General features: G+C 41.4%; 16 protein-coding genes. 6 read left to right on the top strand and 10 right to left on the bottom strand.

The features are described from left to right. Positions 1-86: 86 nt before the first annotated feature. Positions 87-1,181, bottom strand: a complete 1,095-nt coding sequence (locus A6B40_RS03980; protein WP_176671634.1) for an SMP-30/gluconolactonase/LRE family protein — start codon at positions 1,179-1,181, stop codon at positions 87-89. A 102-nt stretch (positions 1,182-1,283) separates the two neighbouring features. Between A6B40_RS03980 and A6B40_RS03975 the strand changes: the two genes are divergently transcribed. Beyond that, positions 1,284-2,153: a LysR family transcriptional regulator gene (locus A6B40_RS03975; RefSeq protein WP_176671633.1), complete on the top strand. Its 870-nt coding sequence runs from the start codon at positions 1,284-1,286 to the stop codon at positions 2,151-2,153. Positions 2,154-2,207: 54 nt separating this feature from the next. Here A6B40_RS03975 and A6B40_RS03970 read toward each other — a convergent pair whose 3' ends face one another. After that, positions 2,208-2,639, bottom strand: a complete 432-nt coding sequence (locus A6B40_RS03970; RefSeq protein WP_176671632.1) for an organic hydroperoxide resistance protein — start codon at positions 2,637-2,639, stop codon at positions 2,208-2,210. A 10-nt stretch (positions 2,640-2,649) separates the two neighbouring features. Beyond that, positions 2,650-3,102: a YiiD C-terminal domain-containing protein gene (locus A6B40_RS03965; RefSeq protein ID WP_176671631.1), complete on the bottom strand. Its 453-nt coding sequence runs from the start codon at positions 3,100-3,102 to the stop codon at positions 2,650-2,652. A 109-nt stretch (positions 3,103-3,211) separates the two neighbouring features. Here A6B40_RS03965 and A6B40_RS03960 point away from each other — a divergent pair, with 109 nt between their 5' ends. The 3 genes from A6B40_RS03960 to A6B40_RS03950 all read left to right on the top strand — a co-directional run bounded on the left by A6B40_RS03960 (position 3,212) and on the right by A6B40_RS03950 (position 6,083). Beyond that, entirely contained in the window at positions 3,212-4,069 is an 858-nt protein-coding gene (locus A6B40_RS03960; protein WP_176671630.1) for an AraC family transcriptional regulator, read from the top strand. A gap of 83 nt (positions 4,070-4,152) precedes the next feature. Next, positions 4,153-5,181: a TrmH family RNA methyltransferase gene (locus A6B40_RS03955; RefSeq protein WP_176671629.1), complete on the top strand. Its 1,029-nt coding sequence runs from the start codon at positions 4,153-4,155 to the stop codon at positions 5,179-5,181. Positions 5,182-5,198: 17 nt separating this feature from the next. Continuing rightward, positions 5,199-6,083 (top strand): NAD(+) kinase, encoded by an 885-nt coding sequence (locus A6B40_RS03950; RefSeq protein WP_025217837.1) that lies wholly within the window; start codon positions 5,199-5,201, stop codon positions 6,081-6,083. Positions 6,084-6,277: 194 nt separating this feature from the next. On the opposite strand, the gene aspA is transcribed toward A6B40_RS03950, so the two are convergent. From aspA to rsmD, 7 genes are all read right to left on the bottom strand, one after another. Continuing rightward, positions 6,278-7,705 carry an aspartate ammonia-lyase gene (aspA, locus tag A6B40_RS03945; RefSeq protein ID WP_025217836.1) on the bottom strand — a complete coding sequence of 476 codons (1,428 nt, stop codon included), beginning with the start codon at positions 7,703-7,705 and terminating at the stop codon, positions 6,278-6,280. A gap of 139 nt (positions 7,706-7,844) precedes the next feature. Beyond that, complete coding sequence (locus A6B40_RS03940) at positions 7,845-8,123, bottom strand: DUF1294 domain-containing protein (protein WP_176671628.1); 279 nt, start codon at positions 8,121-8,123, stop codon at positions 7,845-7,847. 73 nt (positions 8,124-8,196) lie between these two features. Beyond that, positions 8,197-9,234, bottom strand: coding sequence for a phosphoribosylformylglycinamidine cyclo-ligase (gene purM, locus A6B40_RS03935; RefSeq protein WP_025342289.1), 1,038 nt, complete (start codon positions 9,232-9,234; stop codon positions 8,197-8,199). Between the two features lie 126 nt (positions 9,235-9,360). Beyond that, the gene (gene tehB, locus A6B40_RS03930; RefSeq protein WP_176671627.1) at positions 9,361-10,239 is read right to left on the bottom strand and encodes an SAM-dependent methyltransferase TehB; all 879 of its coding nucleotides are present in this window, start codon (positions 10,237-10,239) and stop codon (positions 9,361-9,363) included. 118 nt (positions 10,240-10,357) lie between these two features. After that, complete coding sequence (gene hpaC, locus A6B40_RS03925; RefSeq protein ID WP_112111290.1) at positions 10,358-10,870, bottom strand: 4-hydroxyphenylacetate 3-monooxygenase, reductase component; 513 nt, start codon at positions 10,868-10,870, stop codon at positions 10,358-10,360. A gap of 11 nt (positions 10,871-10,881) precedes the next feature. Next, positions 10,882-11,193 (bottom strand): HI1450 family dsDNA-mimic protein, encoded by a 312-nt coding sequence (locus A6B40_RS03920; protein ID WP_025217831.1) that lies wholly within the window; start codon positions 11,191-11,193, stop codon positions 10,882-10,884. Between the two features lie 84 nt (positions 11,194-11,277). Next, the gene (rsmD, locus tag A6B40_RS03915) at positions 11,278-11,868 is read right to left on the bottom strand and encodes a 16S rRNA (guanine(966)-N(2))-methyltransferase RsmD (protein WP_025248090.1); all 591 of its coding nucleotides are present in this window, start codon (positions 11,866-11,868) and stop codon (positions 11,278-11,280) included. Between the two features lie 78 nt (positions 11,869-11,946). On the opposite strand from rsmD, the gene ftsY reads away from it, so the two are divergent. Both ftsY and ftsE read left to right on the top strand, forming a co-directional pair. Further along, positions 11,947-13,506 (top strand): signal recognition particle-docking protein FtsY, encoded by a 1,560-nt coding sequence (ftsY, locus tag A6B40_RS03910; protein ID WP_176671626.1) that lies wholly within the window; start codon positions 11,947-11,949, stop codon positions 13,504-13,506. Next, positions 13,499-14,152: a cell division ATP-binding protein FtsE gene (gene ftsE / locus A6B40_RS03905; RefSeq protein ID WP_025248088.1), complete on the top strand. Its 654-nt coding sequence runs from the start codon at positions 13,499-13,501 to the stop codon at positions 14,150-14,152. Before ftsY ends, ftsE begins: the two co-directional genes overlap by 8 nt. Positions 14,153-14,154: the final 2 nt, after the last annotated feature.

Below are 14,154 nucleotides of genomic sequence, written 5' to 3'. Positions count from 1 at the left end.
CGAGAAAAAGATAGACAAGCGGTCGATTTTGCAGATTTTTTTGCAAAAGTGACCGCTTGGGGAAAATGGGGAAGAATATGAAAGTATTACTTCACTTCAAAATACGCCATTTTATCTTTATAAAACGAACCCAAATAATAAGTTTTCCCCATTGGCAACAAGGTAGAAACACCACTAAATTCCGCCGTATATTTGCCCTTAAACAAAGGCTGAACCGCCAAATTATCAGGATTGATTTGGGTAATGTGAAAATCTTTTAAACACTCAAAAGTCATCACTTCGCCACAAGTTGCCGTCTGCGAACCTGCGCTAATAAGTTTATCGCCTGCCCAATGTAAATTGTCAAATACGCCATAATTAAGCGTGGTTGTTGTAACCGCTTTGACAGGATTGCTGTTTGTCAATTTGCTTAACCCACGCATATGGGCGACATAGATGAATTTGCCGTCAGCGGACAATTCAATGCCGTTATTGCCATTCAATTCTGAACCTTGCAATTTTTCAAAATGACCGACTTTGGGCGAATAACGATAAACCGCTCCAGTTTTTCGCCCAGCAAACATATCATCAAGCGTATGCTCTGGGTGCATCATCACGGTTACATAAATCGCCCCATCCGCTCCTACCACCACACCATTGCCCGCCAGATATTTGCCCGTGTCGTCTTTGGGCATTGGCACATTGCCAAGCCAAGTGAGCGTGGGCGTGCCGTGCGTGTTAATTTCAAAAATTTCAATGGTTTCACGGCTGATTTTCTCGCCCACGCCATTGTGATTGACGGCATACAGGCGGTAATTTTTGCCCACTTTTTTGATGTGAATGCCGTGAATTTGCATTTCGTCCGCATCAGGCTGTTCGGTGCTGGTGGCAAATTCGGCAATGGCTTTGCCTTTTGGGGCAATCAGGCGAGTGGCGGTTTTGGTGGTGCTGTCAATCAAATGCAGACCGCTGTTATTCGCCATTCCACTGGCGATAATCCATTTGGTATCAGGAATTTGTACCAAATCTTCGGGGCTTTGAACGCCTTTGATGTAGCTTAATTGTGGGGCTTGTTTGGCGGTGTCAAAATTGGCTGTTTGTACTGATTGGGCTTGCGGTTGAATGGCTTGGTTGATTGGGGGACACGCCACGCCAAGTGTGGTAAGAGTTAGGGCAATGACGGTAGTGGTGAATTTTTTCATAAAATTTCTCTTTAAAAGTAATGGAATGGGGGTATTTTATCTTATTGAAATTAAAGATGAATACATTAAAATGGAAATGTACTTTCCAAAAATGAAAATCTTATGAATTTAAATACTTTGCCCCTATTCACCCACATTATCCAAACAGGCTCGCTCTCCAAAACGGCTGACAAATTGGGCGTGCCGATTGCCACCATCAGCCGTCAAATTACCGAACTTGAAAAATCGCTTGGCGTACAACTGTTTGACCGCCAAAAAACAGGCGTAAAACCCACGCTGGCAGGGCAACAATTTTATGAACAAATTGCGTTAAGCGTGGATAATCTCACCCAAATCACCCAAAACTTTACCGCCGATGATAGCGATATTAGCGGAAAACTCCGCATTTCCACCACGCAGGGAATGGACGAGATTTGGGCGTGGATAGATGAATTTTGTGAGATTTATCCAAAAGTTAGCGTGTATTTGCAAGTTACTGACCGCATTTTGGATTTGGTGGAAGACAGCATCGATGTCGCCTTTCGGGTGGGCGAGTTGCACACCGACAGCGTGGTCGCCAAAAAAGTGATGACAATCCGTGCCAAATGGCTTGCCCACCGCAAACTTTTGGACAAATTCGGCACGCCCCAAACTTTGGCGGAATTGGCGAAATTTCCATTGGTGGGTTATGCTAAGCCTGAGCAAAAATATTTGACCATTCCCAATGGCAAAAAATCTCTGGAACTGCCCTACGCCTTTGCCAGCAATGATGTGTATGCCATTGAAAATGCGATTAAAAATGGGCGGTGCATTGGAATGCTGTATGACAAAACCGCCAATCGCTTAATTACCGAAAATGGGCTGGTGGAAATTTTATCGCACACGCAAATGCCTGAATATTCGCTGCATTTATTGTATGTCAAACACCGTTATCAATCGGCGGTGGTAAGGAAGTTTTTGGAGTTTGTGGAGACGAAAATCAGGAAAGATTGAGAGTATAAAAAATACCGCCTAAATTTTCACTTAGGCGGTATTTGGTTCTGTTTTTTATAAATCAAATTTGTTTACGACTTTAACGTGCAAGCGACATTCCACATTGCCACGCACCGCATTGGAGTATGGGCAAACTTCGTGGGCTTTTTCAATCAGTTTTTTCGCCTCTTCTAAACTCAGTCCTTCCACCGTGATCGTGATATCAAGATCAAGGCTAAATGCACCGCCCTCTTTCTGTCCGATACCTACGCCAACAGTGGTGGAAGATTTGGTCGGTTTAATGCCAAGTGTTGGGGCAACGTGGTTCATTGCACTGTCAAAACACGCCGCATAGCCCATTGCGAAAAGTTGTTCGGGGTTGGTGCCGACTTTGCCGCTTTCGTTTTGGAAGCCGACTAAATCAAAACCGATTGAGCCATCATCTACACGAGTATGTCCATCACGTCCGCCTGTTGCCGTTGCTGAGGTATGGTAAAAAATTTTCATTGAGTTACTCCTAATTATTACAAAAAATCACAAATTCACCGTGGAACACGGAAACAGTTTTTCCATCGCAAACTAATTCACATTGCACTTTCATTTTGCCTTTGCCGCTTTTTTTGAGCATAGCCAAGCAATTTTCCATTTCTTTATTTTCCAACTTACCGCAAATTGCCGACACTTGGCTTTTCGCTGGGGCAAGATAGCGAATGTTGCTTTGACGAATAACGATATTGCCGTTAGCATTCGGAAAATTCAAATACACCGTTAGCCAAGCACAAGCTGTTGCTAAAAGCGATTGGCTGCCGCCAAACATTGTGCCGTGGTGATTACGATTTTTATCAAAATCGCAACTGACTTTTACGCAATCGCTATCCGCTTGCTCTAACGTTAACCCTAAACTTTCGCAAGCAGGAATCTGTTGATTAAGCCAATGTTGTAGTGTGGAAATCTGGTTTGTATGGTTCATTTAATTAAAACTGCATTGTTTGGAATACGTGCATTATGCGGATTTTCCGCCTTGCTGTCTTGCCCAATTTTCTATAAAATTTGCCTAATTTTCTAAAACATTAAAAACAATGCAACATTCTCAGGATATTATTCATTCTCTTTTTACGCTTGCCCCGAAAAATGAGATTTGGCTAACGCCGATTAAGGGGCTAACTATTCACGCCGCAGATCAAGCCTTGGCATTTAGTGGCTATGTGCAAGAGCCGAGTTTGTGTGTGGTGCTGTTGGGGGAGCGACAAATTTGTACTAATGGGCAGTGCCAGATATTTGCTCGTCAAGAGATGATGTTCTGTCCGGTGAATTTGCCGATTGTCACGCAAAGTATTTCCGCCAGCAAAAACCAGCCTTATCTTGCCCTTTCATTGCAGTTGGATTTTGAGTTGATTTCGCAAGTTATCGGGCAACTTCCTCCACAAAAGATCAGCGAAGCCACCGCATCTCGCCATAAATGGGTATTAGAAAATGAGATAGAAGAGTGTCTTATTCGGCTGATTAACTTGCTTAATTTTCCAGAGCGAATCGAATTTCTTGCTCCACTGATATTACGAGAATTGTATTTCTACTTATTGCAATCGGAACAAGGCGATTACCTACGTTCGTTGCTGTCAAAAGAGGGTAATATCGCCAAAATTGCCCAAGCAACCGAGATTTTGACTCAGCAATTTGCCGAGCCTTTGAATATGACGGAGCTAGCACAACAAGTGGGAATGAGTGTGGCAGGATTTTACGCCCATTTTAAAAATGTCACGGCAATGACGCCGTTACAATATCAAAAATCGCTACGCTTGAATGTTGCCCGAGAAAAATTGCAATCCGGTTTGAATGTCAGTGAAACCGCTTACCAAATCGGTTATGAAAGCCCAAGCCAATTCAGCCGAGAATACAAACGACAGTTCGGGGAAAATCCGAGTTCAAGAGGGAAGTAAGCGGTCAGATTTCTGCAAATTTTTGCAAATAAAACACCGCTTGTCGTGCTATACTTCGCTCAATTTTTAAGAGAGAAATTGCTATGAATACCAAATTTAACAAAGCCCCACGTTTCAAAACCGTGGAGGAGAAAAAATTCCAAGAGCGTCCGTCATTCAAATCGCAAGAGAGAAAACCACGTCAAGAGAGCGAGCGTAAACCTGAACGCCGTAGTTTTCGTGAAGAGAGAACATTTGAAAAGCCACAAAACATCTACCCAAGCGAGGGCAGAAAAGCGAATGGTGAGGGGAGTGTACAGATTTGGGTGAAAGGCGGAAATACCGCTTCAAACGAGAAAAAAACCAGTCCGCTTTCGCCTCGAGCACCGGAAAAAATTAAGAAAAACCGCTTAGAGGAAATGAAAGTGTATGGCGAAAATGCGTGTATCACATTATTCCAACAACGTCCTGAATCTATTGTGCGTTTATGGGCAACGGTTGAAGGTGCGAAGAAATTAGGCGATGTAATGAGCTATTTAGCCGAAAATAAAAAGGCATATCACGTTATCGATCGTGAAGAAATGGAGCGTGTCACCGGCACGGAACACCACGGCGATATGTGCTTGCTCGTGAAAAAATCGCCGTCATTTGTGCTGGAAGGCTACTTGCAAGTGCCGAAAAAACAAGATTGCTTAGTGTTATTAGATGGCGTGAATAATGCCCAAAATGTGGGCGGTATTGTGCGAACTTGTGCGTTTTACGGCGTGAAAGGCGTGATTGTGGAAAGTGGCGATACGCTCAACTCCAGTGCTGCAGCCCGTGTGGCAGAAGGCGGTTTGGAATTTGTGCGTGCGTTGGAAACAAAGAACAAGCAGATTGCGTTGGTGCAACTTCGCCAAGCCGGTTACCAAATCGTGCATCTGACTCGCAGCAAAAAAGCTGCTTCATTAATTAAAACCCAGCTCGCAGAAAGAGTGGTGTTTGTATTGAGCGAAGTACCGTCAAACGAGATTGCTTATACGGAAGATACCACCATTCAGCTTTCATTTAGCAATCCGTTAAATAGTGGTTTAAATGTGGCAGTTAATACAGGTATTCTGCTGAACCAATGGTATCAAACCCATATTCTCTAACTTAGTAGGAATCAAAAATGAACCCACAAAAACCGTTTGAAGTTATTGCTATTGTTGGTACACCTCGCCACGATGCTGCTTTTGAAACACATCTCGCAGTCTATAACTGGTTAAAAGATCGAGATTACAGCATTTTAGTGGAAAAAGAGGTCGCTACCCAGTTACAGCTTGCAGAAAGTTATTGTCTGGATGAAATCGGGCAACGAGCTGAACTTGTAATTGTAATTGGTGGCGATGGCAATATGCTAGGCATTGCCCGCGCCTTAGCCAAATATCGTGTACCGCTTATCGGCATCAATCGTGGTAATTTAGGTTTTTTAACCGATATTGCCCCTCAAACGGCTTTTGAGCAGCTTTATAGCTGCTTAGTGAAAAATGAATATGTTATTGAAGAGCGTTTCTTGCTTGAAGCCTATATTGAACGTAACGGTAAAATCATTTCATTAAATAATGCCTTAAATGAAATTGTGGTTCACCCAACGCAAGTCGCTCGAATTATTGAATTTGAAGTTTATATTGACGGTAAATTTGCCTTTTCGCAACGAGCAGACGGCTTAATTGTAGCAACCCCAACAGGCTCAACCGCTTACTCGCTTTCTGCCGGTGGTCCAATTCTCACCCCGAATATGAATGCTATCGCCCTGGTACCAATGCACCCACATACACTCTCTTCTCGGCCGCTTGTTATTGACGGAGATAGCCAAATTTCACTTCGTTTCGCTAAATATAATACGCCCGATTTGGAGGTGATTTGCGACGGACAGGAAAAAATGAGCTTTAGCCCGGAAGATCGTGTATTAGTCAGAAAAAGCCCTGATAAATTGCAACTACTGCATTTAAAAGATTATAACTACTTTACTGTACTAGGTTCAAAATTAGGCTGGGCGAGTAAGCTGTTTTAGCAGGTATCTACGAAAAAATTAATATTAGCTTCTGCTATTACTATTTCGCTCTCTACTTTTTTGAACCCGTTTCGTGCACTATATCAAAGGATAAAATAGAGTTGTTACTAAAGTCTGAATATTATTGTATTGCTAATATTCAATTGATTTTTATATAGAGAATAGGCGGGTATTATCCCGCCCATTTTGTTTAATTACTCATCTTCCGTAAAGCGTTTCGCTTTATAAGTTGGGTTCATTAGATTTTCAACAGAAAGAATATCATCTAATTGTTCTTCTGTGAGTAAACCACGTTCAAGCACCACTTCACGCACGCTTCTGCCTGTGGTTGCACAGATTTTACCCACAATGTCGCCGTTGTGGTGTCCGATAAATGGGTTTAGGTAGGTTACAATACCAATTGAGCTAAACACATAGTTTTGGCAGATTTCACGGTTGGCTGTAATGCCATCAATGCATTTATCACGCAAGTTCACACAGGCATTAGCAAGAATATCAATAGATTCAAACATTGCTTGACCGATCACCGGCTCCATTACGTTTAATTGTAATTGACCGGCTTCAGCGGCAAAGGTCACAGTGGTATCGTTACCAATTACTTTGAAGCAAACTTGGTTTACTACTTCTGGCACAACAGGATTTACTTTTGCCGGCATAATAGACGAGCCAGCTTGAAGTTCCGGTAAGTTGATTTCATTTAAGCCTGCACGCGGGCCTGATGAAAGTAAACGTAAGTCGTTACATACTTTAGAGAGTTTCACCGCTGTGCGTTTTAATGCACCGTGTACCATTACATAAGCACCGCAGTCTGAGGTGGCTTCAATTAGGTTTTCAGAAAGTACGCAAGGAAGTTCAGTAACTTCTGATAAATATTTCACAACAAGCTCAGAGTAGCCCTCAGGTGTATTTAAGCCTGTGCCGATGGCAGTTGCCCCTAAGTTTACTTCAAGCAGTAATTCTGCTGTACGTTTTAGGTTGCGTACTTCTTCATCTAATAATACGGCGAATGCCTTAAATTCTTGACCGAGTGTCATCGGTACGGCGTCTTGTAGCTGAGTACGTCCCATTTTTAAAACGTCAGCAAACTCGTCACCTTTATTTTCAAAAGCAGTTTTTAGGTAGGTAATTTTATCAATTAATTTGATAATACTGTTATAAACCGCAATGCGGAAACCTGTTGGGTAAGCATCGTTAGTTGATTGGCTGGCATTAACGTGATCCATTGGGTTGATGATATCGTATTTACCTTTTTCTTCGCCTAAAATTTCAAGGGCTAGGTTGGCAATCACTTCATTAGTGTTCATATTTACCGATGTACCAGCTCCACCTTGATAAACATCTGATGGGAATTGGTCTAAACATCTGCCTTTTACTAACACTTCATCACAGGCTTGAACAATGGCATTTGCCACTTTTTTCGGAATTGCACCTAATTCCCCATTTGCTAATGCAGTTGCTTTTTTAACCATTACCATACCACGCACAAATTCAGGTACGTCAGAAATGGTTACATTTGAAATATTAAAATTCTCTATCGCTCTTAATGTGTGGATACCCCAGTAAGCTTCATTCGGAACTTCTCTTTCGCCTAATAAATCGTGTTCAATTCGTACATTTGTCATATTCATCTCCTTAATAGGTTTGTTAGGTTTTGTTAAATCATACCTATTTTAAGGGATAAAAAGTGTGATCTACATCAAATTTCCGAACAGCGAACTAGGATATAAATTGTGCTTTCAGATTAGAAAAACTAATGATGAATTAGTGTAATGACAAGGCTAAATAAAAGTAAGGCAAGCCAATTAGCCACGCAAAAGTGGAGAACACAACGGCTACGTGAAAATACCAATGTTGGGTTTTATGGCGGAAATATTTCATTCCTAAATAAGTACCGATTGCTCCACCTAAAAAACAGAAGGAGAGCAGCGTCGCTTCGGGAATTCTCCACGCTTTTTGGATCGCTTTTTGTTTGTCTCTATACATCAAATAAAAAGCCGCCAAATTCATAATCAAAAAATAGATGAGCCAAAATAGCTTCATTTGCATTCCTTATTAAAAATTTAACCGCTTGCAGTTGCCCACAAGCGGTCTAAAAAAGCGATTAATTTGCAAATTAGTTGATTTCAACTTGCTCAGAGCCAGTGCCTAAGTCTTCGATTTTGCCGATAACCCACGCATTTTCGCCAGCTTCTTTTAACACTCTTAATGCTTTTTCCACATCAGCAGCAGGTAGAGCAATCACCATACCCACGCCACAGTTGAAGGTGCGGTACATTTCATAACGGCTGATATTGCCTTTTTCTTGCAACCATTTGAACGCTGCCGGCCATTGCCAACTGGATTCGTCGATCACTGCTTTCGCTGATTCTGGCAATACGCGAGGGATATTTTCCCAGAAGCCGCCACCGGTTAAGTGGGCGATGGAGTGAACTTCAACTTCTTCCACTAATTTTAAGATCGATTTCACATAAATTTTGGTTGGAGCTAATAAATGCTCGCTTAATGGCTTGCCTTCAAGCTCGTCTGTCGCAGGGTTCGCTCCGCTGACTTCAATCACTTTACGGATTAACGAATAGCCGTTTGAGTGTGGGCCGCTTGAACCTAACGCAATTAGCACATCGCCGGTTTTCACTGCAGAACCGTCAATGATTTTCGATTTTTCCACCACGCCTACGCAGAAGCCGGCTAAGTCATAATCACCCTCGTGGTACATTCCCGGCATTTCAGCGGTTTCACCGCCCACTAATGCACAGCCCGAAATCACGCAGCCATCTGCGATGCCTTTTACTACGTCTGCTGCCACATCAACTTCTAATTTTCCGGTAGCGTAGTAGTCTAAGAAGAAGAGTGGCTCAGCACCTTGTACCACTAAGTCGTTCACGCACATTGCAACTAAATCTTGCCCGATGGTGTCGTGTTTTTTCAGATCAATGGCAAGGCGTAATTTTGTGCCTACGCCGTCTGTGCCGGAAACTAAAATCGGCTCTTTGTATTTAGTCGGTAACGCACATAATGCTCCAAAGCCGCCTAATCCTCCCATGACTTCAGGGCGGCGAGTACGTTTAACATCAGCTTTGATTCGCTCTACTAATTCATTCCCTGCGTGAATATCCACGCCCGCATCTTTGTAACTAAGTTGTGTGCTGCTCACTTTAACCTCAACTGAAACGTTAATAAAAAACAGCGGTATTATAGCATAAGCAAACGTTTGCGGAATGCTAATTTTAAAAGAAATCTTATGAATAAGGGGCAAATGGTAATTTGCCCCTACAAGCGGTTAATTTTCGCTGATTTTTTTCGCCAACATTGTCGCAAAACGCAGTTGAATGCGGTTGCCAAATTCATCGGTTTTGTGCAGATGGCCTAAATCTTCGTTATATTTTACCAACTCCCAACCTTTGTAATAATTTGCCAGTTCGCCTTCGGCAAAGGTGAAAGAGAACGGCATTGGGCAAGGGTAATCTTCGGTGCTCATCGCACAAACAATCAGATTGTAACCACCGACTTTGGTATTTTTCTGCATATTGTCGATAATCGCAGGAATGCTGCCACGGTTTAAGAACATCATTACCACCGTGGAAACAATCAGATCGTATTCGCCATTTTGATTGCCGATGGTTGCTTCGTTAATATCGTAAATGCCGGCAGTAATATTTTTAGCTTGCTCTTTCTCAATCATATAGTTGAGAAAATCAACGCTCTCTTGGTTGTGATCCACCGCCGTTACATCAAAGCCTAATAAGTTAAGATAGAGGGAGTTACGTCCTCGTCCGCAGCCTAAATCGAGGGCTTTTCCGCCTTTGATGTAATTAACCGCATTCAACACTTCGGAATGGGTTGCTGTGAGGTTATATTTTTTCGCAAAATAGTCTTCAGGCTTGCAGTAGAAGGAAAGTTGGCACTCTAAATCATCAGATAAAGCTTCCACCTTGTGCCATAATTGTGGTTCAACCATTGGGCGTTGGCGATTGACATCAAAAATATCTTCTTTAACCACATCGCCTTCTTCGGTTAATTCATAGTATTTGAGCGAGCCTTTTAAAATAGTGAGTTTTGCCCAAGTGCCGACTTTGGTGTTGTGCTTTTCTTGGAACATTTGTGGTAAGGTTTCTTTTGTCCACACTGGCATTTGTTTATAGCAAATTAAGTTTTCCATTGCGTTTTCCTTTGTGATTAACATAAACGCTGAAATTTTATCACTGTGTAAATGTTAGACAACAAAAATCCGACTAAAAAAGTCGGATTTGATCAAATTTAGGTGAAATATATTTGAGTTAATCGATATTCACGTTTCTAAATTGACGAGCAAAATAGACTAAACCGTGGTTTGGCTTAACATTAATTTGTTCCAGTTCGACTAAAAAGAGAGTATGAGTACCGATAGCGTGTGTGTCGGCAATCTTGCCTTGTAATGAAGAAACCGCTGAACGCAACACGGGGAGTTCGTCAATGCCGCTATCCCAAATATCCCAGCTAAAACGTTCTTCCATTGTGCTTTCGAGAATGGCGGCAAAATGCTTGGCGATGTCTTCTTGTTCGTGACTTAATACATTAATACATACTTTGCCGTTTTGTTTGATAATATCGTGAACGTGACTATTTTTATTCACGCAAAAAAGCACCGTTGGTGGGGCATCGGTTACTGAACTTACTGAAGAAACCGTAAGCCCAGCCTTACCCGCCATGCCATTGGTGGTAACAATGCTGACCGCTGATGATAAGTGTGCCATTGCTTCACGAAATTGCAGTGAGGCATTAATAGGTTGAGAGGTATCGATGTTCGACATATTTTTCCTTATTATTCTTTCCAAACAACGTGATATTCACGATTTTCTTCCTCGTGTGAAATTAAGAAACGGGCGAATACGTCGTCCATTTCATCTTGCTCGTTCACTAAACCAACCCAAACCTCCGCAAATGCTTCTGGATCGATTAATGTGCCGATTTCTTGATCCCAATCATCACGGGTTTCGACCATTTCAACCGCTCCACGCTCTTCAAATTGGAGATTGAATAGTAAAATATCGGCAGGATCTAAATTCTCGCCTGCCATTTCTAAGAAAATATCGTAAGCAATATCAATTGCTTCATCAGGTGTTAATTTTTTCATATTCTTAATTCTAATTGTATTGTTATAAAAATGTTATGTAGAATAAGTTGTATTTTATATCTTTTAGTTATAAAAAACAAAAGTCTATATTTGAATTAGACGACTTACCACTATTCCCGCTGTTTTCTCTTTTAAAATCTGCCAACCTTCAGGCAAACTGAGTGGGGCGTGGTTTTTCTCGGTTTCCACATATAAAATGGCATTTTCTGCCAGCCAATGATTTTCAGCTAATAAGGTTAGCACTTGCGGAACAAGGTTTTGATGAAAAGGTGGATCGATAAACACAATATCAAATGGCTCGCCGCTATTTTTGTTTGACAGATATTGCAAAGTATCGGTTTGAACAACAGTACCATTTTCCGTTTTTAAAGTTTGCAGATTTTTCTTCAACAAATTAGCCGCATTTGCAAATTTTTCCAAAAAAACGACCGCTTGTGCTTGGCGAGAAAGAGCCTCGAAACCAAGCGCCCCACTACCTGCAAAGCAATCCAAACAACGTGCGTGAGCAATATCGTGCATTAACCAGTTAAACAGAGTTTCTTTTACTCGATCTGTGGTGGGGCGTAGTCCTTCTGCATTCAATACAGGTAATTTTCTACCTCGCCAAAGCCCAGCAATAATACGCACTTCACCCATTTGTTGGCTAGATTGCAGAGAATTTCGATTTTTTTTCATACTCACTAAAGGAAAATAAAGGATTTTTTGATAAACTATGTAAGTTTAGTCTATTTTCAGTATAAATGAGAGAAAAATATGTCAGAGAAGAAAAAAGGTTTTTGGTCTTGGCTTGGATTTGGTAAGAAAGATGAAGCAAAACAGGGAGAGATTCAGCAAGAGGTTATTCAACCAGAAGAACCTGTAATTATTGAGCCAGAAGCCGAGAAATCATTTTCTGAGAAATTAGATGATCTGGAAGATAGAATCGAAGAAAAGGCAGATCAGCTAGAAGATTATGTTGAGGAAAAACAAGATCAGCTCGAACAGAAATTTGAGCAAAAAGTTGAAGATTTCAAAGAATTTGTTGAAGAAAAAGTTGAGGATGTAAAAGAGTTCTTTGACGATGTTGAAGATAAAATTGAACAGACATTTGACGAAGAAAAAGGCGAACAAACGGTCGAAAATCTGCAAAATATTGCAACTGAGCAGCTAGATCTCAACGAACAAGAGCAAGTTACTTACCAAGTAGAAGAAGCTCAAGCAGAAGAAGCAGTAACTGAGGGAGTTGTTGCAGAATTAGTGAATGATGTTCAAACTGAGCAACCTCAAGCTGTTTTAGTTGCAGATATTGTAGAACCAACTATTACAGAACAAGAGATTTTAGATGTTCAAGAAATAGTTGAAGAGCCTGTTATTCAAGACGAATATCAAGAAAAACCAAATCAAGGAGGTTTTTTTAGTCGTTTAATTCAGGGCTTAATTAAAACCAAGCAAAACATTGGTTCGGGTTTCCGTAATTTCTTTAGTGGCAAGAAAATTGATGATGAATTATTTGAAGAGCTAGAAGAACAGTTGCTTGTGGCGGATTTAGGTATGCCGACCACGCAAAAAATCATCAATAATTTAACCCAACATGCGACCAAACAGCAATTAAAAGATGCGGATTTGCTCTATCAACAGCTCAAAATTGAGCTAGGCGAAGTGCTAAAACCGGTTGCTCAACCTTTGATGATTGAGCCGAAAAAACCGTATGTAATTTTAATGGTTGGCGTGAATGGTGTAGGTAAAACCACAACTATCGGAAAACTTGCCCGTAAATTCCAAAATGAAGGGAAATCGGTGATGTTAGCAGCAGGGGATACTTTCCGTGCAGCAGCAGTAGAGCAGCTTCAGGTGTGGGGGGAGCGAAATAACATTCCTGTTGTGGCACAAAGTACGGGCTCAGATTCTGCATCAGTTATTTTTGATGCAATGCAATCTGCTGCAGCAAAAGGGATTGATGTGTTAATTGCAGACACCGCAGGCAGATTACAAAATAAAAACAACTTAATGGACGAGTTGAAAAAAATCGTGCGTGTAATGAAAAAATATGATGAAACAGCACCGCACGAAATTATGCTTACCCTTGATGCAGGCACAGGACAGAATGCGATTAGCCAAGCAAAATTATTTAATGAAGCGGTGGGCTTAACAGGCATTACATTAACTAAATTAGACGGTACGGCAAAAGGCGGTGTGATTTTTGCGATTGCGGATCAGTTCAATATTCCTATCCGCTTTATTGGGGTAGGTGAGAAGATTGAAGATTTACGTCCGTTTAATGCAGAAGAATTTATCGAAGCCTTATTTAGCCACGAGGACGAACACAATGATTAAATTTAGCAATGTAAACAAGGTTTACAAAGGCGGTAAACCTGCTTTACAAGGCATTGATTTTCACTTACCAGCAGGTGGAATGGCGTATATTACCGGACATTCCGGAGCAGGGAAAAGTACGCTGTTAAAATTAATTATGGGCATTGAGCGTGCCAATGGCGGACAAATTTTGTTTAACGGGCACGACATTACCCGTCTTTCTCATCACGAATTACCGTTTTTACGCCGCCAAATCGGAATGGTGCATCAAGACTATCGTTTATTAACCGATAGAACGATTTTAGATAATGTTGCCCTTCCATTAATTATTTTAGGTATGAACCAAGCCATTGTAGAACGTGAAGCTCGCATTGCTCTTGAGCGTGTAGGGCTTGCGGATAAAGCAAATTATCTTCCATTGCACCTTTCTGGTGGCGAACAGCAACGTGTGGATATCGCGAGAGCGATTGTACATCGTCCAACACTTTTATTGGCTGATGAACCAACAGGGAATTTAGATGAAAAACTCTCGTTTGAAATTTTCCGATTATTTGAGGAATTTAACCAAGCAGGCACAACGGTGCTGATTGCTACGCACGATACTAATATCATATCAAAACGTCCAAAACCGTGTTTGGTATTAGAGCAAGGGCATCTTAAATTTTAAGG

This window comes from Mannheimia varigena, assembly GCF_013377235.1.
GTDB lineage: Bacteria > Pseudomonadota > Gammaproteobacteria > Enterobacterales > Pasteurellaceae > Mannheimia > Mannheimia varigena.
This window is presented reverse-complemented; position numbering and strand designations above follow the sequence as displayed.

What these genes read in the sequence shown, in the direction of transcription:
- A6B40_RS03980 (WP_176671634.1), bottom strand. Translation starts at nt 1,181, where the DNA reads ATGAAAAAATTCACCACTACCGTCATTGCCCTAACTCTTACCACACTT.
- A6B40_RS03975 (WP_176671633.1), top strand. Translation starts at nt 1,284, where the DNA reads ATGAATTTAAATACTTTGCCCCTATTCACCCACATTATCCAAACAGGC.
- A6B40_RS03970 (WP_176671632.1), bottom strand. Translation starts at nt 2,639, where the DNA reads ATGAAAATTTTTTACCATACCTCAGCAACGGCAACAGGCGGACGTGAT.
- A6B40_RS03965 (WP_176671631.1), bottom strand. Translation starts at nt 3,102, where the DNA reads ATGAACCATACAAACCAGATTTCCACACTACAACATTGGCTTAATCAA.
- A6B40_RS03960 (WP_176671630.1), top strand. Translation starts at nt 3,212, where the DNA reads ATGCAACATTCTCAGGATATTATTCATTCTCTTTTTACGCTTGCCCCG.
- A6B40_RS03955 (WP_176671629.1), top strand. Translation starts at nt 4,153, where the DNA reads ATGAATACCAAATTTAACAAAGCCCCACGTTTCAAAACCGTGGAGGAG.
- A6B40_RS03950 (WP_025217837.1), top strand. Translation starts at nt 5,199, where the DNA reads ATGAACCCACAAAAACCGTTTGAAGTTATTGCTATTGTTGGTACACCT.
- aspA (WP_025217836.1), bottom strand. Translation starts at nt 7,705, where the DNA reads ATGACAAATGTACGAATTGAACACGATTTATTAGGCGAAAGAGAAGTT.
- A6B40_RS03940 (WP_176671628.1), bottom strand. Translation starts at nt 8,123, where the DNA reads ATGAAGCTATTTTGGCTCATCTATTTTTTGATTATGAATTTGGCGGCT.
- tehB (WP_176671627.1), bottom strand. Translation starts at nt 10,239, where the DNA reads ATGGAAAACTTAATTTGCTATAAACAAATGCCAGTGTGGACAAAAGAA.
- hpaC (WP_112111290.1), bottom strand. Translation starts at nt 10,870, where the DNA reads ATGTCGAACATCGATACCTCTCAACCTATTAATGCCTCACTGCAATTT.
- A6B40_RS03920 (WP_025217831.1), bottom strand. Translation starts at nt 11,193, where the DNA reads ATGAAAAAATTAACACCTGATGAAGCAATTGATATTGCTTACGATATT.
- rsmD (WP_025248090.1), bottom strand. Translation starts at nt 11,868, where the DNA reads ATGAAAAAAAATCGAAATTCTCTGCAATCTAGCCAACAAATGGGTGAA.
- ftsY (WP_176671626.1), top strand. Translation starts at nt 11,947, where the DNA reads ATGTCAGAGAAGAAAAAAGGTTTTTGGTCTTGGCTTGGATTTGGTAAG.
- ftsE (WP_025248088.1), top strand. Translation starts at nt 13,499, where the DNA reads ATGATTAAATTTAGCAATGTAAACAAGGTTTACAAAGGCGGTAAACCT.